The organism is Anoxybacillus sp. P3H1B, assembly GCF_001560855.1.
In the GTDB taxonomy this organism is placed as follows: domain Bacteria; phylum Bacillota; class Bacilli; order Bacillales; family Anoxybacillaceae; genus Anoxybacteroides; species Anoxybacteroides rupiense.
The window spans coordinates 106,066-126,876 of record NZ_LPUG01000012.1 but is presented as its reverse complement, the minus strand read 5'-3'; the positions used below and the strand labels follow the sequence as shown (position 1 = coordinate 126,876).

Annotated in this window: 22 protein-coding genes and 1 riboswitch; of the genes, 5 read left to right on the top strand and 17 right to left on the bottom strand. The window is 42.9% G+C overall.

What is annotated here, in order from left to right; genetic code table 11:
- Nucleotides 1-56: 56 nt before the first annotated feature.
- Complete coding sequence (locus AT864_RS07955) at nt 57-467, bottom strand: hypothetical protein (protein ID WP_066148050.1); 411 nt, start codon at nt 465-467, stop codon at nt 57-59.
- A 100-nt stretch (nt 468-567) separates the two neighbouring features.
- Here AT864_RS07955 and AT864_RS07950 point away from each other — a divergent pair, with 100 nt between their 5' ends.
- The 3 genes from AT864_RS07950 to AT864_RS07940 all read left to right on the top strand — a co-directional run bounded on the left by AT864_RS07950 (nt 568) and on the right by AT864_RS07940 (nt 3,228).
- Nucleotides 568-747: a hypothetical protein gene (locus AT864_RS07950; protein WP_044745623.1), complete on the top strand. Its 180-nt coding sequence runs from the start codon at nt 568-570 to the stop codon at nt 745-747.
- A gap of 351 nt (nt 748-1,098) precedes the next feature.
- Nucleotides 1,099-2,004 carry a CdaR family transcriptional regulator gene (locus AT864_RS07945; RefSeq protein ID WP_066148047.1) on the top strand — a complete coding sequence of 302 codons (906 nt, stop codon included), beginning with the start codon at nt 1,099-1,101 and terminating at the stop codon, nt 2,002-2,004.
- 114 nt (nt 2,005-2,118) lie between these two features.
- Nucleotides 2,119-3,228 (top strand): ABC transporter ATP-binding protein, encoded by a 1,110-nt coding sequence (locus tag AT864_RS07940; RefSeq protein WP_066148045.1) that lies wholly within the window; start codon nt 2,119-2,121, stop codon nt 3,226-3,228.
- Between the two features lie 320 nt (nt 3,229-3,548).
- Here AT864_RS07940 and AT864_RS07935 read toward each other — a convergent pair whose 3' ends face one another.
- On the bottom strand, nt 3,549-3,791 hold the full coding sequence (locus tag AT864_RS07935) for a hypothetical protein (RefSeq protein ID WP_066148042.1): 243 nt from the start codon (nt 3,789-3,791) through the stop codon (nt 3,549-3,551).
- 666 nt (nt 3,792-4,457) lie between these two features.
- Here AT864_RS07935 and AT864_RS07930 point away from each other — a divergent pair.
- A complete protein-coding gene (locus AT864_RS07930) occupies nt 4,458-4,664 on the top strand; it encodes an alpha/beta-type small acid-soluble spore protein (protein ID WP_044745619.1) in 207 nt (68 codons plus the stop codon).
- Between the two features lie 55 nt (nt 4,665-4,719).
- On the opposite strand, the gene AT864_RS07925 is transcribed toward AT864_RS07930, so the two are convergent.
- The 13 genes from AT864_RS07925 to tenA form a co-directional block, all read right to left on the bottom strand.
- Complete coding sequence (locus tag AT864_RS07925) at nt 4,720-5,454, bottom strand: amino acid ABC transporter ATP-binding protein (protein WP_066148369.1); 735 nt, start codon at nt 5,452-5,454, stop codon at nt 4,720-4,722.
- A gap of 14 nt (nt 5,455-5,468) precedes the next feature.
- On the bottom strand, nt 5,469-6,179 hold the full coding sequence (locus AT864_RS07920; protein ID WP_066148039.1) for an amino acid ABC transporter permease: 711 nt from the start codon (nt 6,177-6,179) through the stop codon (nt 5,469-5,471).
- Nucleotides 6,157-6,987 carry an amino acid ABC transporter substrate-binding protein gene (locus AT864_RS07915; protein ID WP_066148037.1) on the bottom strand — a complete coding sequence of 277 codons (831 nt, stop codon included), beginning with the start codon at nt 6,985-6,987 and terminating at the stop codon, nt 6,157-6,159. Before AT864_RS07915 ends, AT864_RS07920 begins: the two co-directional genes overlap by 23 nt.
- A 342-nt stretch (nt 6,988-7,329) precedes the next feature.
- Entirely contained in the window at nt 7,330-8,595 is a 1,266-nt protein-coding gene (locus AT864_RS07910; RefSeq protein WP_066148034.1) for a hemolysin family protein, read from the bottom strand.
- A 587-nt stretch (nt 8,596-9,182) separates the two neighbouring features.
- Nucleotides 9,183-10,208, bottom strand: coding sequence for a thiazole biosynthesis adenylyltransferase ThiF (locus AT864_RS07905; RefSeq protein WP_066148031.1), 1,026 nt, complete (start codon nt 10,206-10,208; stop codon nt 9,183-9,185).
- On the bottom strand, nt 10,205-10,972 hold the full coding sequence (locus AT864_RS07900; RefSeq protein WP_066148367.1) for a thiazole synthase: 768 nt from the start codon (nt 10,970-10,972) through the stop codon (nt 10,205-10,207). Before AT864_RS07900 ends, AT864_RS07905 begins: the two co-directional genes overlap by 4 nt.
- A gap of 2 nt (nt 10,973-10,974) precedes the next feature.
- Nucleotides 10,975-11,178 carry a sulfur carrier protein ThiS gene (thiS, locus tag AT864_RS07895; RefSeq protein ID WP_066148030.1) on the bottom strand — a complete coding sequence of 68 codons (204 nt, stop codon included), beginning with the start codon at nt 11,176-11,178 and terminating at the stop codon, nt 10,975-10,977.
- A gap of 12 nt (nt 11,179-11,190) precedes the next feature.
- Entirely contained in the window at nt 11,191-12,327 is a 1,137-nt protein-coding gene (thiO, locus tag AT864_RS07890; RefSeq protein ID WP_066148027.1) for a glycine oxidase ThiO, read from the bottom strand.
- A gap of 14 nt (nt 12,328-12,341) precedes the next feature.
- Nucleotides 12,342-12,971, bottom strand: coding sequence for a thiazole tautomerase TenI (tenI, locus tag AT864_RS07885; protein ID WP_066148024.1), 630 nt, complete (start codon nt 12,969-12,971; stop codon nt 12,342-12,344).
- A gap of 12 nt (nt 12,972-12,983) precedes the next feature.
- On the bottom strand, nt 12,984-13,769 hold the full coding sequence (locus AT864_RS07880; protein WP_066148021.1) for an energy-coupling factor transporter transmembrane protein EcfT: 786 nt from the start codon (nt 13,767-13,769) through the stop codon (nt 12,984-12,986).
- On the bottom strand, nt 13,744-15,234 hold the full coding sequence (locus AT864_RS07875) for an ABC transporter ATP-binding protein (RefSeq protein ID WP_066148018.1): 1,491 nt from the start codon (nt 15,232-15,234) through the stop codon (nt 13,744-13,746). The genes AT864_RS07880 and AT864_RS07875 overlap by 26 nt, the downstream gene beginning before the upstream one ends.
- 12 nt (nt 15,235-15,246) lie before the next feature.
- The gene (locus tag AT864_RS07870; RefSeq protein WP_044745759.1) at nt 15,247-15,834 is read right to left on the bottom strand and encodes an ECF transporter S component; all 588 of its coding nucleotides are present in this window, start codon (nt 15,832-15,834) and stop codon (nt 15,247-15,249) included.
- Nucleotides 15,803-16,516: a thiaminase II gene (tenA, locus tag AT864_RS07865; protein WP_066148015.1), complete on the bottom strand. Its 714-nt coding sequence runs from the start codon at nt 16,514-16,516 to the stop codon at nt 15,803-15,805. The genes AT864_RS07870 and tenA overlap by 32 nt, the downstream gene beginning before the upstream one ends.
- Before the next feature lie 103 nt (nt 16,517-16,619).
- A riboswitch (TPP riboswitch) is annotated at nt 16,620-16,727 on the bottom strand.
- Between the two features lie 142 nt (nt 16,728-16,869).
- Between tenA and AT864_RS07860 the strand changes: the two genes are divergently transcribed.
- A complete protein-coding gene (locus AT864_RS07860) occupies nt 16,870-18,054 on the top strand; it encodes a class I SAM-dependent rRNA methyltransferase (RefSeq protein WP_066148012.1) in 1,185 nt (394 codons plus the stop codon).
- A gap of 27 nt (nt 18,055-18,081) precedes the next feature.
- On the opposite strand, the gene AT864_RS07855 is transcribed toward AT864_RS07860, so the two are convergent.
- Nucleotides 18,082-18,609 (bottom strand): YfiT family bacillithiol transferase, encoded by a 528-nt coding sequence (locus tag AT864_RS07855; RefSeq protein ID WP_066148009.1) that lies wholly within the window; start codon nt 18,607-18,609, stop codon nt 18,082-18,084.
- Between the two features lie 369 nt (nt 18,610-18,978).
- Complete coding sequence (locus AT864_RS07850) at nt 18,979-20,646, bottom strand: alpha-glucosidase (RefSeq protein WP_066148006.1); 1,668 nt, start codon at nt 20,644-20,646, stop codon at nt 18,979-18,981.
- Nucleotides 20,647-20,811 lie beyond the last annotated feature (165 nt).

The following is a 20,811-nucleotide window of genomic DNA, read 5'->3' as shown; positions in this document are numbered from 1 at the left end:
AAGCGCAAATAGGTGACAACGGAGGAAAAGATGGTCGATCATTTCTTGCACCAGCTTTATATAAGCTGTGCTTGTTCTCTCTCTTTCTGCATCCACTGAAAAAAACAACGGCTATGTTCCAATGAATGCGTTAGTGCTTGCTCTGCCGCATATTTCGGTGCTTTCGCGAGCTGAGTGTACATGCGATAATACAGCATGTTTTTTTCTATCTCACGAAAAAACAAAGCTGCCACCATTTCTTCAACGTGCTGCACAGCTTGACCTTTATCATTTAAGGCTCTTTCATACGGAATTCCTCTTGATACCATAAATAAATATTTCCATATTTCATGCTGTTTTTGTTCTTTCGCGATATATGAAGTCAGCCATGACTGCCATTGTTCATCACATAGTTTCTCTAACAATTGCTCCGCTAATTGCCATGTCACAAATGTAGCTCGAATCGCTTGTTCTAGCATATCCAACATATTTTCCCTCCTACTATGCTTGTCCATTTGCCTTCATATATATGAATGAAGGAGTTTATATATGACAAAATAAACTTAACAAGCAAAGGAGGGTGGGAAGATGGATCACAAGCATCAAAAAGATTCCTGTCACGAAGGACGCGATAAATATTACATGGACATTGATCGCATGATTAATGAAGGAATGGCAGGAGGTTACGTACATGCGCGCCATGAAGCAACAAATATTGAAGAAGCACATGAGCTAATAGAAGAAGAACCGCCACATGAAATAAGCTAAAAGCAGATGCCGATTTTCCTTTTTACAGGGAAAATCGGTTTTTTTGTATAATAAACAATAGAAGACTTACGGCGAAAATAAGGAATCGGGCCAAGATAAAATCAGAATATGACCATAGCTGTGGGGTTTTATCATTTTCCTAACATTGCGATATCACTTCAACTGGCAACTAAAATAAATCTTCTCCGGAATATCGATGGTCAGAGAAGTCAGTTCCATTATCCAAAGACCGAAACACCATTACTTTCATTCATCCGACTGTGAAATGGCCCATTGTTCCGCCATAGGTCCGTCAAAAACAATAGGCTCCATCCAAAGGTTAAAACTATGACAAAGAAAGGAAGGCGCACAATGCTTGAACAATTAAAAGCTCATTTTAAAGATGCGCTGCTCATCAACGAACAAACAGAACAAATGGATAAATATGAATGGTTTTATACAAAACAAGGAGATCGAATCGGTATTTTAAAAAAAGCACTAACTGAGCGGGAAAAACAACTGTTGTCCATCTTCTTTATCCCTATGCTCCAGAATCAGCAGCTACTGACAAAAGAGGAGTTCGCTTGGCATTGTTTTGTTATCCAAGGAGATGATACACCACTTCGCCTTCTTGATAACCACTCTCCTTATTACCGCTTTATTCACTTTCAAACCAAACAAATAGCAATAGATCAAGCGGACTTCCACGAAGCAGTAGCCGGTTTGCTTGATGAAACATTTATGATTATTTGGGAAAATGAATATGAAGGAGTGATTATAGAAAAGCGATTCAGTCAAGTGGAAGAGCATCTTCCGTTTCTTGAGATGATCGATACCCTTTCAAGTGATTTTTATGTAACGCTCCATGTATTCATTGGCCAAACACATCCAAATAATCATGAGCTTTATCGCCATTTTCACCTTGAAAAACAATATTTCAACTGGGCTAAAGCATACATTCAAACACAAACCGTTTATACGATTGAAGATATATTGCCGATCGCATTGATTCATCATCATCCAGATTCGGAAACCATTCAACATCTCCGCTCCATCGTTCATAGCATTGATGATGAATTGCTCGAAACCATCAAAGTATTTTTTCAATGCGATTTAAATGTTTCATCAGCTGCCAAAAAACTTTATATGCACCGCAACAGCCTGCAGTACCGCATCGATAAATTTATTGAAAAAACAGGAATCGATATTAAACATTTTAAAGGCGCGGTCGCTGTTTATTTAGCCATCTTAGCAACTGAATCCATAAAGAAACACTAGTTCATCACGCTGCCTAAAATCTTCGCTATTTTTTGTGCACATTGTCCATTTACGCCTTCCGCTATTTTCCGTATGATGAAGAAAAAGTGAAAACGATTTCGCGGAGGGATTCAAATGGCTGAGCTTCGTTTAGAGCATATTTACAAAATCTACGATAATAACGTAACGGCTGTAAAGGATTTTAATCTCCATATCCAAGAAAAAGAATTTATTGTCTTCGTTGGCCCATCAGGATGCGGAAAATCGACGACGCTTCGGATGATTGCTGGTCTTGAGGAAATTTCAAAAGGCGATTTATATATTGACGGCAAGCGCATGAATGACGTAGCTCCAAAAGATCGCGATATTGCCATGGTGTTTCAGAACTATGCGCTCTATCCGCATATGAGCGTTTATGACAATATGGCATTCGGATTAAAATTGCGCAAATTCCCGAAAGCAGAAATTGACCGTCGTGTTCGTGAGGCTGCCCGCATTCTTGGACTGGAACAATATCTTGATCGCAAGCCAAAGGCTCTATCCGGTGGTCAGCGTCAGCGCGTTGCCTTAGGGCGCGCCATTGTCCGCGATGCCAAGGTGTTTTTAATGGACGAGCCGCTTTCTAACCTTGATGCTAAGCTTCGGGTGCAAATGCGCTCAGAAATTGCAAAATTGCACCAACGCCTAGAAACAACTACCATTTATGTAACACACGATCAAACTGAAGCCATGACAATGGCTACCCGCCTTGTTGTCATGAAGGATGGCGTCATTCAGCAAGTAGGCACTCCAAAAGAAGTCTATGAAAAGCCGGAAAACATTTTTGTCGGCGGCTTTATCGGATCGCCGGCCATGAACTTTTTACGAGGAACACTGGAAGATGGCAAATTCGTAACCGGTTCCGTCACGATCGGCATTCCTGAAGGAAAAATGAAAATGCTGCGCGAGCAAGGATATGTAAATAAAGAGGTCATCTTAGGCATTCGCCCAGAAGATTTCCATGACGAGCCCGTGTTTATTGAAGCTTCACCAACTACAAAAATAATCGCAAACGTCGAGGTGGCCGAATTGCTCGGTGCCGAAACGATGGTTTATTCGCAAATCAACGGCCAGGAGATCGTGGCTCGCATCGACGCTCGTACAGAAATTAAACCAGGCGAACAAATCGAGCTGGCTCTCGATATGAATAAAGCCCATTTCTTTGATATCGAAACGGAACAACGCATACGGTCCAGCAATGAATAACGCCCTTCAACATCTGCAGCATCAATAGGGAATTTAAGCGGTCTTTTAGCCGTCAAATGTTTCAGCCCAATCGCATGATGAATGAAGCGGCTCAGTTGCGGTCATGAGAAACAGGCCAAATATCCAAGGCAAGCCCGTCACTTGTCTCCAGCTATTGAAACCATTCCTCATCATATAGTCAGACGGAAGACAAAGCCCACATAAACTTTGTCTTCCGTCTTTTTACGCATCATCCATTCATGCACTTCGCTTGACAAACAAGGACAGTGGTACAGAATTCAAATGTTGATTATCAGTCTGCCCTCTTCATGAAGCAGATGTCACTCTTTTATAAAACGGACCTCCTCTATTCGACATTGAGGACAATAAAACAAATGAACACATTCATGATGTTTCAACGTCATTGGATATCCATCCACTTTTTTCATCGTATCAATCTCCATATATGGGCTATAATCATCAAAGTAGTCTGTTATTTTACCGTGATCCTCCAAATCTGTCCCACAGTGGGAACAAAAAAAGATTCGTTCTCTTAATCCATTGCAAAGCGGACAAATATTCATCTGTGCATCCTCCTGTTGAAAAGCTACCTCTTCTCAATATTCCCAAATAAGCATAGATAGATGTACTCGTGCTGCTAGTTAGCCATTGAACGCAACAATGATCGATATCACTTTGATCTCTATATTTCTCCTCTATGTGAACAGAGGATGATTCGCTTTTAGTACTCATGGCATCAGCGAAACGAGCACAAACCCGTGGTTTTTTACAAATTCTGTCCATTCATCATATATGCATAGCACAAGAAGCAGCAATCAGTCGATTGGAATTGGCACCATGATGATAAATGTTTTTTGGTCAACTTGACATTTTCACATTTATATAGATCCAGCGTCTGAGTCTGTTTTTTTGACAGCCGGATCAATGGAAAAACGCCGCTTTACAGAGCCATCAATAGGTCTGTGAAAGCGGCGTTTTTCCGAATCTTCGTCACGTGAATGTGCGGTGATATTTCAAGCTGAATTGATACAAGTGTAAAAATACCAAAAATTACTAAGAATGAATGAAGAATAATAATAAAAAAATGTTTCAAACTACTAGTACTACTTTCACATTCACTACATTGGGGTTCGCCAAGTTGGGCAGCATGCATCAACAGCATGCGGCGCTGGTGCAAATCCAGCCAACCCACCATTTAAATACTTAAATTAATAAGGAGATGATTTAACATGGCTCGTAACAACAACTCTAATCAAGTACTAGTTTCTGGTGCTCAACAAGCGATTGATCAAATGAAATACGAAATCGCACAAGAATTTGGTGTAAATCTTGGAGCTGAAACAACTTCTCGTGCGAACGGTTCTGTTGGTGGAGAAATTACAAAACGTTTAGTTGCTATGGCACAACAACAACTTGGTGGCCAGTATACTCGATAAAACTGCATATACATGGCAAAAAGCCCCGAGCAATGAATCGCTTGGGGCTTTCTCATTATTCGATAAGCCGCAAAAACTGTTTGGTTCGTTCATGTTGAGGGTTTATAAATAATTGTTCCGGTTTTCCCTGCTCAACAATGCGTCCATGATCCATAAAAATAATTTCATCTGCTACTTCTTTTGCAAACCGCATTTCATGCGTTACAACAACCATTGTCATCCCTTCGGCGGCCAAATCTTTCATCACCTTTAGCACTTCTCCTACCAGTTCAGGATCGAGCGCTGACGTCGGCTCATCAAAAAGCATGACTTCCGGCTCCATCGCAAGTGCCCGAGCGATGCCAACCCGCTGCTGCTGCCCTCCCGATAATTGAAATGGATATTGATCCGCTTGCTGAACCAATCCTACCTTTTTCAGTAAGTCCACGGCTTTTTGGCGCGCTTGTGCTTTCGCTTCCTTTTTCACCGTTACCGGTCCTTCCATTACATTCTCAAGCGCCGTCATATGAGGAAACAGCTGATAGTTTTGAAAAACCATTCCCGTCAACCGCCGGAAAGCATGAATCTCCTGCTTGGCAACGGATTTAGCAAAATCAAGCTCCTTTTCTCCGATCCTAATCTTTCCCTTATCAGGTTTTTCTAGCACATTGAGGCAACGCAGCAAGGTGGTTTTTCCAGATCCAGAAGGTCCGATAATAACAACAACCTTCCCCTTTTGAATCTTCAGATCGATTCCTTTTAGCACCTCAACTTCGCCAAACTGCTTATATAAGCCTTGTACAGAAATCATCATTTCTTATCTCCTTATCGAGCAATGTAACGATTCAAACGTCTTTCGATCCGATCTTGAATGATCGATAATCCAAAGCATATGACCCAATAAATCAAGCCTGCTTCCGTATACACCAGCAAAAACTCGTAGTTAGTCGAGGCAATTTCTTGCGCTTTTCGAAACATTTCTGTTACAAGAATTAAGGAGGCAAGCGATGTATCTTTCACTAAGCTCACAAACGTATTCGAGAGAGGCGGAATCGAGACGCGGGCCGCTTGTGGAAAAATCACACGCCGTAAGACTTGTCCATAGCTCATGCCAATCGAATAAGCAGCTTCCCACTGTCCCTTTGGAATCGATAAAATCGCCGCACGAATAATTTCAGAAGCATAAGCACCGACATTTAATGAGAACCCAATGACAGCTGCTGGAAAAGGATCAATGGTCACCCCTAAATTCGGTAAGCCGTAAAAAATGATAAACAGCTGAACGAGCAAAGGAGTTCCGCGAATAGCCGATACATATACTCTGGCCATTCCATGAAGCAGCTTGATGCCGGAAACGCGGGCAAGCGCCGTAAGAATCGCTAATAACAATCCGATAAAAAATGTAATAATCGTTAACGGAATCGTATTATATAAAGCTCCCTTCACTAGAGGGAGAAGGGAGCTTTGAGCGATTGATGCAAGCCGCTCCAAACGATCATGATCCATCATTATGTTATTTAGATAACTTAGATACATCTTGACCAAACCATTTCTCTGAAATTTTTGCGTATGTTCCGTCCTTCATCATATCTTGTAAAGCTTGGTTAACAGCTTCCACCAATGAATCATTTCCTTTTCGGAACATGAGACCGCTTTGCGAAGCATCTTTGTGTGTAGCGACAACTTTAATCGGCGCATTCGGCTTTTGTTTTAAGTAATCAAGCACAGACAATCTATCATTAATCGTAACATCTACCCTTTTTGAGCTTAACAATTCCACTGCCTGATTAAAGCCTTCCACTCCGACTATTTCCGCGCCGTATGAACGTGCCAAGTCGGCAAAATTGCTTGTCATGGATTGGGCGGATTTTAATCCTTTGATGTCCTCAAACTTTTTCACGTTGTTGTTATCCTTATGAATCAGTAAAACAGCAGCTGATGTCGTATACGGAATAGAGAAATCGTATTTCTCTTGCCGATCTGACCGAATGCCCACTTGGTTGGCGATCATATCAAACCGCTTCGCATCTAACCCGGCAAACATCGCATCCCATTGCGTTTCCATAAACACTGGTTTCACACCAAGACGCTTGGCCACCTCTTTCGCAACCTCTACATCAAAACCTGTTAATTCCCCATTTTTGCCATGGAAGGTGAATGGCGGATACGTTCCTTCTGTACCGATGCGAAGCTCTCCGTCTTCCTTTATTTTTGTCAATAAATCCGTTGAATTTTTTGCTCCATTATTTTTCGCTCCATTATTCGCTTCCTGGTTGCCGCATCCGCTTAACAGCAACGCAGCAATAATGAGCAATAAAGAGCACATAGTAAACAGTTTTTTCATTGATGAACCCCCATTATTCCTATTGGCTTTATAACATATGTCATCATAAAAGAAATAAAAGAAGTTGTCAAATCCATTGTTTTTTGACAAAGCTGATGATGAGGAAGAGAAGCTAGCAGACTGCCTTCGGAACGCGTAACAAAGGCTTTCTTTTTAGAATAAATCAGTAAAATATACCATTTATATTACAAATGTTGATGATCTATTTATTATAGCTGCCAATAAAAAAAGAGTGTTCATCACTCTTTTCAAACTGTTGCCAAGCGCTTTCTCGACCGTCTTGATTATGCCTAAAATAGTTGTAGACAAAGTCCAATTGGACTTTGTCTACAACTTACTCCATTACGCATTTTCAGCAATCGGTTCATTTAATGAAACAAGTACCTTGCGGATTCTTCGGTTTTCCACTTGACGAACCGTTAACGTAAGAGGGCCATATTGGAGCGTTTCTCCGACGTTTGGAACGCGCTCAAACATTTCGAATATCCATCCGCCCAGCGTATGAGATAAGCTTTCCGGCTCATCAATCTCCATCAGTTCACAAAACTCATCAAGCGGCAACTCGGCATTTAACTCATAACTGTATTCATCAATTTTATGAACATTTTTTACCGCCTCGTCATGTTCATCCCATATTTCTCCAACAATCTGTTCAATAATATCTTCCAATGTAATCAGACCAGCTGTTCCTCCGAATTCATCCACAACAATGGCCATATGCACTTTACTTTTCTGTAAAGCCGGCAGCAAATCGGAAATTTTCATTGACTCCACAACAAAGAGAGGCTTTCGCAGCAGTTCGCGAATATTCACATCCCTTTGCTGGACAAGCTGGCTAAAAAAATCGCTTTCGGACAGGATACCGATCACATGGTCAATATCTTCCTCGTACACAGGAATGCGCGAATACCGCTCCTCTAAAAAAATATCGCGGATTTTTTCGATCGGCATGCCGGCCTCGACAGCGACCATATCAATGCGGGGCGTAAAAATTTCGCCAACTAAAATATCATTAAAATCAAGAGAACGATGGACAAGCTCCTTTTCTTTATTATCGATAATCCCTTCTTCTTCGCTTAAATCAATCATTTCTTTAATCTCTTCTTCTGTTACAGACGGACCTACGATGCCATGTGTCAACCATTTTGTCAGTTTTCCTTTTAAACGAGCGAACAGCAATGTGATGGGAAATAGCATTTTGATAAACACGTACATCACACTTGAATATTTCAAAGCGACCGATTCAGCGTGTTCTTTTGCAATCGATTTCGGTAATATTTCCCCAAAAATTAACAAAAGAAACATCATCGCGATACCGCTGACCAACAGACCGACATCTTCTCCTAATAAAGGAAACGCCATTTTGGCAGCGATCAAGATAGCGGAGATATCGACAATGTATTTCGCTACAATCACGGTAATTAACACATGGTCTAAATGCTCTGCAATATAGAGAACTCGCTTGCTTCCGTTCCGCTGCTCGTCTGCATCATGCTTAAAGCGCGCTTTATTTATCGAAGAAAACGCCGCTTCTGCTGAAGAAAAAAAGGCTGACAAAAACATCAATAAAAGAAGTGAAATAAGAAGGCTCAGAGGCAATTCTCCCAAAGAATATTCACACTCCTAAACCGTTTCCTTGTTATTATTATCCATTCTATTTATATGTATTATCATATCAAATTTTTCACAAAATGCCTATAGCATAAACAGTGCAAAAAGCTGCAATCATACGACTGCAGCTTTACGAATCTAAAATCACAGCGCCAATCACAAAAATCAATGTTAACAGCGAAGCAATATTTAACGTAACCGATAGCTCCTCCATTTTTTCCCCCTCCTTATTCATCGACAAAATCCCCCACCTATAAGGTAGCACTTTCTTTGGAAACAAACGAAATAAAAATCGTACAATTTATTGACAGATTCAAATGGTTCAAACCAATCCTATGACCCGGCGCTTTTTTATTCCTTGATTTGAACACCATCTTTTAGCCTAAGGAAGAAGGGAAAACTTTAGCCGATCACCGAATGCTTCACAGCGCCACGAAAGCGACTGAAAATCGCATGGTTCAGACCTTTGCTACACATTTGTACTACACCGCAGTTGACCTCTTCTCTCTTTATTTCACCTTCAAGCCAGCTGATTATAGCGCTTTTCCTGCATAAAAAATCCCTCTGAATAATCAGAGGGCGAGTTATCCTAAATAACGATAATAAATCGTTTTGGCTGTTTGAATATCTTTCGTCCCATGAATGAGCGCACGCCCATCCTGAAAGATGACAAAGCGATAGTCTCCAAGAGAAACCGACAGGAGATACGGGTTAGCTTCCGCAACCAATCCTTGTCGCAAAAACAATTGCGCCAGCTCCTGCAAATCATAATTGCGCTTTGTAGCAGGGCGAATTTGCACGGAATCCCGTCCGCATAATACGGCCGTTTTCGTTTGCATTTCATACGATAAATAGGGATAAGTCGGATGTTGACCGCAAGATGGACAATGGCTCTTTTTCACTTGATCCACACGAATGGCGGCATATTGATTATTCCAAACATCAAAAGAGACTAACTTCCGGCGAAGTGAGCTTTTATCTCCGACTAATAGCTTCAGCGCTTCTGCCACTTGATAAGCAACGACCATTTGTACGGCTGGGCTGATAATTCCGGCTGTATCACATGTCGGACCGCCCGCAGGCAGCGTTTCAAGCAAGCATTGGAAGCATGGCGTCTCTCCAGGGAGAAACGTGTAACTTAATCCATAACTGCCGACACAGGCTCCATAAATCCAAGGAATGCGATATTTGCATGACACGTCGTTAATGGTCATGCGCGTTTCAAAATTATCGGTCGCATCAATGATGACATCTGGTTTAAGCTCGCTTGCTATTCTTTCCAATTCCTCCGCGTTGGCATCGCCAATGATCGCTTGAATGGAAACGTCCGAATTAATTCGTTCCAGCCTTTGCTTAGCGGCAATCGCCTTCGGAAGACGTTGTTTCGCATCCTCCTCACTATATAATTGCTGGCGCTGCAAATTGCTCCATTCTACATAGTCGCGATCGATCAACGTTAATTGGCCAATGCCTGCCCTTACAAGCGCCTCGGCACTTCCTGTTCCTAATGCTCCCGCTCCAACAATCAGGACATGCTTAGTGGAAATCCTTTGCTGTCCCTCTTTGCCGATAGGGGCAAACAACTGTTGGCGTGAATACCGTTCATTCAAACAACGCTCATTCCTTCCGTTGGGCTGCTTGCTGTCGCATACCGTTTCCGCGGAATTCTTCCTGATTCGTAGCCAAGGCGTCCTGCTTCAATGGCCAGCTTCATCGCCTTAGCCATTTTTACCGGATCTGCTGCGCCAGCAACAGCTGTATTTAATAAGACGCCATCGGCTCCCATTTCCATAGCAAGCGCCGCATCCGCTGGGCTGCCAATACCTGCATCTACGATCACAGGAACTGTTGCTTGCTCAATAATAAAGCTTAAATTGAGGGGGTTAATAATTCCCTGACCTGAACCAATTGGGGATGCTCCTGGCATGATCGCATGGCATCCCATCTCTTGTAATCGTCTTGCCAGCACGACATCATCCGATGTGTAAGGAAGTACAATAAATCCTTCCGCTAAGAGCTTTTCCGCAGCTTTTAGCGTTTCTACCGGATCAGGGAGCAACGTTTTATCGCAACCGATCACTTCCACTTTAATCATATCACATAGACCAGAAGCTTTGGCTAATCGGGCAATGCGTACAGCCTCCTCTGCCGTTTTCGCACCTGCTGTATTAGGAAGCAGCTTATATTGGGTTAAATCTAACTGTTCGAGAAAATTAGGCTGGTTGGGCTCAAAAATATTCATCCGCCGTACAGCGAATGTTAAAATTTCAGCTCCCGACACTTCAACTGCTTCTTTTTGGATTGAAAAATTCGGGTATTTTCCTGTCCCTAATAAAAGCCGTGATTGAAATTCATATGGTCCAATTTTTAACATCATCATCCGCCTCCTACAAAATGAACAATTTCAATGCGATCTCTATGACACAAAGATATTTCAGCATAACTAGGCTTCTCGATAATATCCGCATTCACTTCAACGATGACAATCTTTTGATCTAATTGAAAATGAACAAGTAAATCAGCAACTGTTCGAACATGGTCAGGCACATGAACCATTTCTCCATTAATTAACAATTCCATATTTATTCACCTCTACACTGTGCTTATGGCATCGTGATGTCTTGTCACAGCAAAAGGGGTGATATCAAGTTCTCCGCTTCCCTTCCCTTCGACAAGATCCGCGATGAGCACCCCTGTAAGCGGGCTTAATAAAATGCCATTCCGATAATGTCCAGAAGCAATCCAAACATTTTGATAATGAGGGTGCTTTCCTATATAAGGCAAGCCATCTTTTGTTTGCGGTCTGATACCTGCCCATGATTTCTCCAGCTCGGCTCCGCCAATGCTTGGAACGAGCTCTTGGGCTTTTTCAAGCAAGTGAGTGACTCCTTGTACGGTTACCTTTTGATCAAAGGTATGCGGAGTGGAAGTCGCTCCAATTAATATTCTGCCGCCCCTCTTCGGAACAAGATAGCAGCCATTTTTAGCAAATAACGTTGCTTGAATAAGCGGCTTTTCTGTTTTAACAAGCAGACATTCTCCCTTAACAGGATAAATGGAAAGCGAAAGACCCGTCTTTTCGAGAAATAACGCAGACCAAGCCCCGCCGGACACAACCACAGCGTCTGCTGCAATCACTCCTTGATTGGTGCGGAGTTCATATAAACCTCCCTGCTCTTTTATATCGATGACTTCCGTAAACTCATGCCACTGCGCTCCATATGCCATGGAAGCTTTAGCAAAAGCAAGCGAGAGATGCGGGGCGCTTACTTGTCCGTCTTCAGCGATGTACATAACTCCCTTAAGCGTTGGGTTCACATTCGGTTCAAGACTTGCCAGCTCCGAAGCGGACAGCCATTGAACAGGCTGTCCCATCTTCCTCCAAAACTCATAGTGTTCTTGAAGCGATTTTTGCTCTTCCTCTGTCACGGCTACTTTTAGCATGCCTTTTTGCACATAGCCAATATCGATGCCGGTCAGCTGCTTTAGCTCCTCTGCAACTTGTCCAAACATGGCACGGCTTTTCAAAGCCAATGAAATCAGCGGGCTATCGCTTGCAAATTCCGACTGCGCTCCAAGCATCCCTGCAGCCGCACTGGATGCTTGACTCGCGATTCGCTCCTTTTCCAGTACGACTGTGCGTACATTTCGTTTCGCTAACTGAAACGCGATCGAACCACCAATGACTCCGCCGCCAATAATCGCAACATCATAATGATTATGAGCCATCCTTACCCCTTCCTTTATTTACATGCCGATCCTTTCGTATCAGGATCACATGCTTGCATAGCATAACGTTTTACCTGAGCCAACGGATCCTTCGCTAAAAACACACCGGACATCACGGCTACTCCGGCAGCACCTGCGCACCATACTTGTGAAACATGATCAGGTTGAATCCCGCCAATAGCGATGACAGGAATGCGAATGGTTGCAGCGATTTCCTGCAGCTCGCTGACTCCTCTTGCCGGTATCCCCGCTTTACATTCTGTCGGAAAAACATGTCCATATATACAATAATCGGCTCCATCCCGCTCCGCTTCGATCCCTTCTTCTAATGAATGAATGGAGCACCCAACGAGAAGCGACGGAAAATGAGCTTTGACCGCTTTTACTGATAAGCTATGATACGCCAGCTGTACTCCTTTTACCCCGCAGGCAACGGCTACATCGACCCGGTCATTTACAATGATCTTTTTGGCTGGCACACCAGCATAAAGTAGAGCCTCAATCCATTTCACCAGCTCTTTTGCTGTTTTGTTTTTTTCTCGTATATGAATCGCATCCACATGCGAATGAATGAGCGAAGAAATGGCAGCAAACTCTTCAAGCGACTGAGTTCCCGTTGAGATGACATGAAGCGCTTTCTTCATCAAAATCCCTCACTAACGCACATCTGTTACTGGAATATACGGCAAAACGATTCCTGTATAGCAGGCAAGGGCCGTTATGCCAATGATGATCAGCAAAAAGATAACATCATATTTGCTAAAGCCAATTTGATAATAAAACGTTCGATTGGTCTGATTAGAAAACCTCTTCGCCTCCATTGCCACCGCAATGCGCTGTGCTCGGCGAATGCTTTGCGATAAAAGCGGAATCGCGTATCGCTTTAGCTTGGTGTTGAGCCCGCGCTCCGCATCCGCTCCACGTACTTTTAAAGCATTACGCACGGTCTGAAATTCCTCCAGCATAATCGGCAGCAAGCGAATTCCTGCCAAAAAGCTGTACGCATATTTGGGCTTCAGCTTTAACTGCTGCATCAGCGAATAAAACAAGTAAACAGGACGCGTGGTTAAGGAAAAAAGCAAGCCTAAAAGCGCAAATGATAAAGCGCGAAAACCGAGATGCATTCCCCTTAAAAAGCTTTCTTTCGTAACATGCACAAGTCCCCATTGAAACCAAGTCGTTGTTCCCTCCCCAAACATCGTCATGGAAGAGGCGGTCGAAACAAAAATCACGAAAAAAGGGACAAAGAAAAGCAACAAGTATTTAAGCGGATAACCAGTATAAAGGAAAAACAACAGCAAAAAGCCAAGCGAAAAATTCATTAATACATTTGGGTTATGCACGAATAACACAGCCACAAATAATGCCAGCATCACGAGCAATTTTAAGCTCGGATTCGTTCGGTGAAGCCATGTTTCACGATAGCTTATATTCCATCTCATGGCTCGCATCCTCCTTGCCTAATTCTTCATCAGCTGTCGTTTTCCTAATGATCGGTTCATCATGAACGAGCTTTCCTTCAGCAATGGTCCATCTTCTTGTGGCAAAATGCTGCACAATTTGTTCATCATGAGTGACCATCATAATCGTTGCTCCTTGCTCCCGGTATGATTCAAGCAATTCTAATAGCGCGAACGTATTTTTGGCATCTTGTCCAAAAGTCGGCTCGTCCAATAAAAACACTTTTTGGCCGCCAATGATGGAGGCCGCAACACTCAAGCGACGCTTCTGCCCCATAGACAGCTGATAGGGGTGCTGATCTCGTTGTTTTTCCAAGTGAAAGGTCGCCAACAGCTGTTCAACCTTTCTAGAAATTTCTTCTTCCGTGCGCTTTTCTAAGCGAAGAGAATAAGCCATCTCTTCCCAGACGGAATGGGTCACAAACTGAAACTCTGGGTTTTGGAAAACAAAAGCCATATGGCGAGCGATTTGTTTCGTTTTTTGCAGCTGTTTGCCATAGAGTTCATATGTGCCCTCGGTTGGAATCAACTTCATGAGCGCATGCAGCAGCGTGCTTTTGCCCGCTCCGTTTTTCCCCGTTACCGCAATCCACTCTCCTTCGCAGACACTTGCTTGGTCGATGTGAATTTTGGCTTCTTTTTTGCGATATCCTTTCATTTCTTTTAGATAAATGATTTCATGATCTGATGCAGAAGCTGGCTGTTCATTTCTCCGCTTTTTCCTATAATCCTCCCAAACTCCCGGATACCAAATTCCTTGTGAAGCAATCACAGATTTATAGGTTTGAAAGATCGAAGCCGCATCGCCGTCCGCGATCATGTCTCCGCTTTCATTAAATAAAATGATGCGGTCCACGAAATCCAGCACATGTTCAATTTTATGTTCGACGACAATCACCGTTTTATCATGAGCAATTTGTTTTACCGTCTTCCAAATTTCTGCGGTTCCCTCTTCATCAATCATCGCTGTCGGCTCATCAAGAAACAGTACATCAGGCTCAAGCGCAAGAACCGAAGCAAGCGCCAGACGTTGCTTCATTCCTCCCGATAGCTCATGAATATTTGTATGTGGCTGGATTGATAATCCAACCATTTGCAGCAATTCACAAATGCGATCATCCATTTGTTCACGGGGCACCCTGATATTTTCTAACGCAAAAGCAATTTCTTCATCCGCAAACGGCATGCAAAATTGCGAATCAGGATCTTGAAACACATATCCCCAGTTATCAGGCACCTGAATATGTTTCGCCTTCATAGGAATGTCCACTGAATGCGGAATTAATCCGCAAAGCACTTGCAACAGCGTCGATTTGCCGCATCCAGATGGACCTAACAGCAATACTTTCTCCCCTCTTGAAAAAGAAACTGACAAGTCTTTAAACAGCAAGCCTTCTTTTCCGGGGAATTTGAGCCGCAGCTGGTCAACAAAAGCTACGAGTTCCATTTTCTTCACCCTTTAACGGTCTAGCTGATCATAATCTTCTTTTGATGCGGAACGAACCATTTGCGTCACTCCAGTGGCTTCAAGTGCTTTCACTAAAGAGGAAGCAAACACGCCGGAAATTAAAATCGCGCCAACAAACCGCGCAACAAAGAACAATGTTAAATTCCATGGAGCCAGCGCTTCAATGTATCCTTTATAATAGTCCATAATTAACGAACCAATGGTTGAGCCAATCGCCGCAAGCGACACAACAAACACATCAAATCGCTTATAGCGGAACGCAGCGAAAGCAAGCTCTGCAAACAATCCTTGTACGACACCGTAAATCAATACTTCAAGTCCCCACTCAGAGCCGGTCACAAATTCGCTTGATGAAGCAGCAATTTCCGCCAAAAGGGCAATACCAGGCTTGCGAATAATTAAAAAGGCAACAGTAGCGGCAATGAACCACATTCCATAAATGAGTTGATCAAGATGGAAGCCAAACGGCTTAACAAAATAGTAGAATGGTCCCCATAGCTTATACACAATTCCAAATACAATGGAAATGACAATTGTAATTAAAATATCAGCTAATTTCAATCCCTTGGTTGTCTGCATCCTTTACTTTCTCCTTTCCTTGAATTGGCCATGTTTCTAAACGGTACGCCATTTCCCAAAATGAATATTCGTATTGGCTGCTAATGATAAAATGCTGTTCCATTCGCTTGCGATCCGCTTCCGACACGTTTTCTGCTACCGTATCTAATCGCTGAATTTGTTCTTCCACTAACTGACGGAACCATTCCGATCCATAAGCGGCAATCCATTCTTGATAAATCGGCTCCTGCGGCGTACAATGCTTTAATCTCTCACCAATTTCGTAATAAAGCCAATAGCATGGTAAAATAGCAGCAATCACATCGCCTAAATGACCTTCATACGCTGCCCTGTACAAATGAGAAGTATAGGCGTAAGCCGTCGGTGCCGGAACGAACGAAGCTTTTTCCTCCTCCGTGATTCCGAGCTGCTTTGCAAACTTCTCATGCAAAGATAGTTCCGCTTGCTGAGTATTTTGCGCATGATGCGCCATGCGCGCTGTTGTTGCCAAATCAACCGCTCGTGCAGCTCCAAGCGCTTGTACTCTAGCAAAATGGCTTAAATAATAGGAATCTTGCAAAACATAATAGCGAAAGCACGCCAGATTGAGCGTTCCCTCACCAAGCTCCTTGACGAATGGATGATGAAAGCTTGCCTCCCAAATAGCGTCTACCTTTTGACGCAATAACTGTGAAAATGACATGTCAATCCCTCCTTTATTTGGAAACACATCCATGCTTGAATCAATAAAAAACCACTTTCTTTCGCAAGCGCAAAGAAAGTGGTTTACAAACATTTATAAAGCGAGTACGCCACTTCCACTTCCCTACGCTGGCATAATCCAGATCAGGTTCTAAGGGTCTCAAAGGCACACTTTGATCTCAGCCTATCTAAAGGCACCCCTAGTGGATGATTAAAAGCATGGATATAAAGTTATTTAAATTTATCATATCACTGTTCATATGATTGTCAAGTCTCCCCTCCTATCATTGCTTCCTGATCGTCAATTCTGTATGATAGAGAAGGCAAATAACTTAATTTAATGGAGTGAAGAATGTGGCAAACGTTTTTTTGAAGCGAAAGCGCAAAAAGCGGCTGGAGCAAGGCCATCCTTGGATTTTTCAAAGTGAAGTAGACTACATTGAAGGTGATTTTGAACCAGGCGATTTTGTGAACGTCTATAACCATCAGCGTTACTTTCTCGCAAAGGGATCTATTAATCCTCGCTCACAAATGATTGTGCGCGTCTTAACTCACCATGCAGACGAAGAATTGAACGAAACATTTTTCGTGGAAAGGATTCGTCAAGCATGGGCATATCGGGAACGAATGATTCCGGGTGTCCGTTCTTGTCGCGCCATTTATGGTGAAGCCGATTTTTTGCCGGGGCTTATTGTTGATAAATACGAAGATGTACTTGTTGTGCAAATTCTTTCCCTTGGAATGGAAAAGCGAAAAGACTGGATTTTAAAAGGCTTGCTTGAAGTATTTCAACCAAAAGCGATTTACTTGCGCAATGATGTATATGTCCGCGAGTTAGAAGGACTTGAGCAAGAAAAAGGATTTTGGTACGGCACATGCGATACAGAAGTGATCATTGAAGAAAACGGGGTAAAATACATCGTTGATATTGAAAACGGGCAAAAAACAGGGTTTTTCTTTGACCAACGGCAAAACCGCGCCGCCATTCGTCCGCTCATCGACACGGATACAACCGTTTTGGATTGTTTCACCCATACAGGCTCGTTTATGCTCAATGCTTGTTTATACGGAGCAAAGCATGTCACCGCTGTCGATATTTCCGAGCACGCGATTGAGACAGCGAAACGAAACGCAGCACTAAACGGTTTTATGAACGTTGATTTCGTTGTCGCCAATGCGTTCGATTATTTGCGAGAAGCCGTTCACGAAGGAAAGCAGTGGGATGTCGTGATTGTTGATCCTCCGGCATTCGCCAAATCGGCCCACGCTGTTCCAAAGGCCTTGGGCGGATATAAGGACATTAACTTAAACGGTTTAAAATTAGTAAAGGATGGGGGATTTTTTGTTACAGCCAGCTGCTCCTACCATGTCCATGCTGATATGTTTCAAGCGATGGTGGAAGAAGCAGCGTTTGATGCAAAAAAAATTTTGCGCCAAGTCCATTGGAGCGGAGCCGGCTATGATCATCCGAAGTTGCTTGCTGCCGATGAAGGCGATTATTTAAAATTTGCCATCTACGAAGTGCATTCACGCAAATGACGGACATCAAGCACGATGTCCGTCATTTCACCATCCTTTTTTCTGGCGCAATTGTTGAATATGTGCAGTATGATGCTTCCCATGCCAAGCATACATAGCCACAAATGTATATAAATCGATTTTCGTTTTGGTCCCTTCATGATAGAACGTTTTTTGAAAATCTTCTGTTGCCAACGATTCAAGCAGCTGTGTCCAACGTCCATGAACCCCTTCAAGCAAACGCAAAGAAAGCTCGACTGACACCGAACGGGCATCGGCCGTTTCGGCCCAAGCATTTTCATCAAATGGTTTAATGGAAGGAGCCGCTTCGGTAAGCGTCCATTTTGTGCGCAAAAACGCATTCATGCTGGCATCCGCCATATGATGGACCACTTGCGCTACCGTCCAGCCCCCCTCACGATAAGGTGTGTTCAACTGCTCTTCATTTAATCCACTGACAGCTTCACGCATCGCTGTTGGCAATTGACGAATATCAGCGATCCATCCCTTTATCTTCTCTTCTTGAAACAAAGCTGGCTTTTCAAATTTTCCAATCGGATAGCGAATATCATTCATTTCTTCATCCCTCCCACTTAACCATTCGCTCTATCACTAAGTAAATCCTTTGTTTGTTACTAACAAAAAATACACCGTATCTATAAAGTATAGATCTTCCCCCCTCCCCTTTGTTTAGAGATGGGAGACTTCTCCATAGATCTGTTATTGACCATTGAAAAAATAGCGCTTCTTCTTTCCAATCAGCTATCAATTCCATTTTCTATATCAAACATAAATGCAAGCGATGAACAACCAACCGCTTCCAGAGAATTTCGTTCGTCTGAAAGCGGTGCTGTTCGGTTGGACGGACTGAAATCGATGATCAACCGCCCACTTTGAGCAAATGTTGACTCATCAAACGATAGATCATTGCGTATGATCTAAATGCTAAATTTGATTTATATAAACACGCGCTTCGTACGGCCGCAGCTTAAAACGGGTCGCGTTTTTATGCGGCTTGACCTCATAGTTTTGCAGCGCTAAATGGTCTGAAGATAGTTTGATGGCATCATAGCGATAAAGAACCGATTTAGCGCTCAAATTGACAATCACAACCGCTTGTTCATGCCCAAGTGTCCGCGTATAAGCGTAAATCGCTTGATCATTTTCTAAAATTAGATCATACGCGCCGTAAACCAATACTTCATGTTCCTTGCGCAGACGAATCATTTTTTTATAAAAGTGAAAAACCGAATGAGGATCGTTTTGCTGCCTTTTTACATTGATCGTTTTATAGTTTTCATTGACTCCTAACCATGGCGTTCCTGTAGTAAAGCCGGCATGAAGCTCGTCAGACCATTGCATCGGCGTGCGGGAATTATCGCGTCCTTTTTGCCAAATCGACGGCATGATTTCTTCATGTGAACGTCCCTTTTCCCGCTCGATCCGATAAAGGTTTTTAATCGCAATATCACGATATTCATCAATCGATTGAAAACGGACATTGGTCATCCCGATTTCTTGTCCTTGATAAATGAACGGAGTTCCTTGCATGAAAAAGTAGAGCGCCCCCAGCGCCTTGGCACTTTCGTTAAGATATTCCTTATCGTTTCCCCATGTTGAAACAGAGCGAGGCTGATCGTGATTTTCAAGGAACAAAGCATTCCAGCCGCCATTTTCAAGCCCTTTTTGCCATTTCGTCAACACACGCTTCAATTGGCGGACATCCACTTGATGATTGATGGTTTTCTCCCATAATCCCAGATGTTCAAATTGAAAGATCATATTAAAAATGCCTTCTTTTTCTCCTACCCATTCCCCCGCCTGCTCCACCTTTACGCCATTCGCTTCTCCGACAGTCATAATATCGTATTGCGCAAACGTTTGCATTTTCAACTCTTTTAAATATTCCATAATGCCTTCTTGATTCATATGGCCCGCAAAGGAAGGAACGTAATCCAACCCCTTGGGATTCGGCAAGTCTGGCAGCCCAGGCTTTTTCTTAATATGAGAAATCGCATCAACACGAAAACCGTCAATCCCTTTATTCAGCCACCACTTAATCATTTCATACAACGCGCGGCGCACCTCATCATTTTCCCAATTTAAATCAGGCTGCTTCGCCGCGAAAACATGCAAGTAATACTGTTTTGTCAACGGATCATATTCCCAAGCCGATCCGCCAAAAATACTTTCCCAGTTATTCGGCTCTTTTCCATTTTTACCATCGCGCCAAATATACCAATCGCGTTTCGGGCTATCTTTTGCAGAACGTGACTCTACAAACCACGGATGTTCATCGCTTGTGTGATTAATCACCAAATCTAAAATGACTTTCATGCCGCGGTTATGCGCTTGCTGCAACAGTTCGTCAAAATCGTTCATATCTCCAAACTCTTCAGCAATGGCATAATAATCACTTATATCATATCCATTGTCGGCATTTGGCGATGGATAAATCGGACAAATCCATATGATATCGATTCCAAGATCGTGCAAATAATCAAGCTTTGAAAGAATGCCGCGAAGATCCCCGATTCCATCTCCATTGGAATCCATAAAGCTTCGCGGATAAATTTGATACACAACCCCTTCTTTCCACCATGCTTTATTCAAAGTAGTACCTCCTCTATTCATCGACATGCAATATCCTAATTATTAAGTTACATGATCCGCTATCGAGATACAATACACTTTGAGAAAAAAGTAAAAACGCTCCTGAATGATCCCCAATCATAAGCATACTCAAGACGGACAATAGCCTTTTTCGTAGCGCCATCG

Bases quoted from the DNA above. Each gene is read 5' to 3' on its own strand.
- thiO (WP_066148027.1), bottom strand. From the start codon at position 12,327: ATGGCTCATAATCATTATGATGTTGCGATTATTGGCGGCGGAGTCATT.
- tenI (WP_066148024.1), bottom strand. From the start codon at position 12,971: ATGAAGAAAGCGCTTCATGTCATCTCAACGGGAACTCAGTCGCTTGAA.
- tenA (WP_066148015.1), bottom strand. From the start codon at position 16,516: ATGTCATTTTCACAGTTATTGCGTCAAAAGGTAGACGCTATTTGGGAG.
- AT864_RS07925 (WP_066148369.1), bottom strand. From the start codon at position 5,454: ATGATTTCTGTACAAGGCTTATATAAGCAGTTTGGCGAAGTTGAGGTG.
- AT864_RS07855 (WP_066148009.1), bottom strand. From the start codon at position 18,609: ATGAATGATATTCGCTATCCGATTGGAAAATTTGAAAAGCCAGCTTTG.
- AT864_RS07930 (WP_044745619.1), top strand. From the start codon at position 4,458: ATGGCTCGTAACAACAACTCTAATCAAGTACTAGTTTCTGGTGCTCAA.
- AT864_RS07955 (WP_066148050.1), bottom strand. From the start codon at position 467: ATGTTGGATATGCTAGAACAAGCGATTCGAGCTACATTTGTGACATGG.
- AT864_RS07945 (WP_066148047.1), top strand. From the start codon at position 1,099: ATGCTTGAACAATTAAAAGCTCATTTTAAAGATGCGCTGCTCATCAAC.
- AT864_RS07870 (WP_044745759.1), bottom strand. From the start codon at position 15,834: ATGCAGACAACCAAGGGATTGAAATTAGCTGATATTTTAATTACAATT.
- AT864_RS07900 (WP_066148367.1), bottom strand. From the start codon at position 10,972: ATGTTAAAAATTGGACCATATGAATTTCAATCACGGCTTTTATTAGGG.
- AT864_RS07915 (WP_066148037.1), bottom strand. From the start codon at position 6,987: ATGAAAAAACTGTTTACTATGTGCTCTTTATTGCTCATTATTGCTGCG.
- AT864_RS07875 (WP_066148018.1), bottom strand. From the start codon at position 15,234: ATGGAACTCGTAGCTTTTGTTGACCAGCTGCGGCTCAAATTCCCCGGA.
- AT864_RS07935 (WP_066148042.1), bottom strand. From the start codon at position 3,791: ATGAATATTTGTCCGCTTTGCAATGGATTAAGAGAACGAATCTTTTTT.
- AT864_RS07940 (WP_066148045.1), top strand. From the start codon at position 2,119: ATGGCTGAGCTTCGTTTAGAGCATATTTACAAAATCTACGATAATAAC.
- thiS (WP_066148030.1), bottom strand. From the start codon at position 11,178: ATGGAATTGTTAATTAATGGAGAAATGGTTCATGTGCCTGACCATGTT.
- AT864_RS07880 (WP_066148021.1), bottom strand. From the start codon at position 13,769: ATGAGATGGAATATAAGCTATCGTGAAACATGGCTTCACCGAACGAAT.
- AT864_RS07920 (WP_066148039.1), bottom strand. From the start codon at position 6,179: ATGTATCTAAGTTATCTAAATAACATAATGATGGATCATGATCGTTTG.
- AT864_RS07950 (WP_044745623.1), top strand. From the start codon at position 568: ATGGATCACAAGCATCAAAAAGATTCCTGTCACGAAGGACGCGATAAA.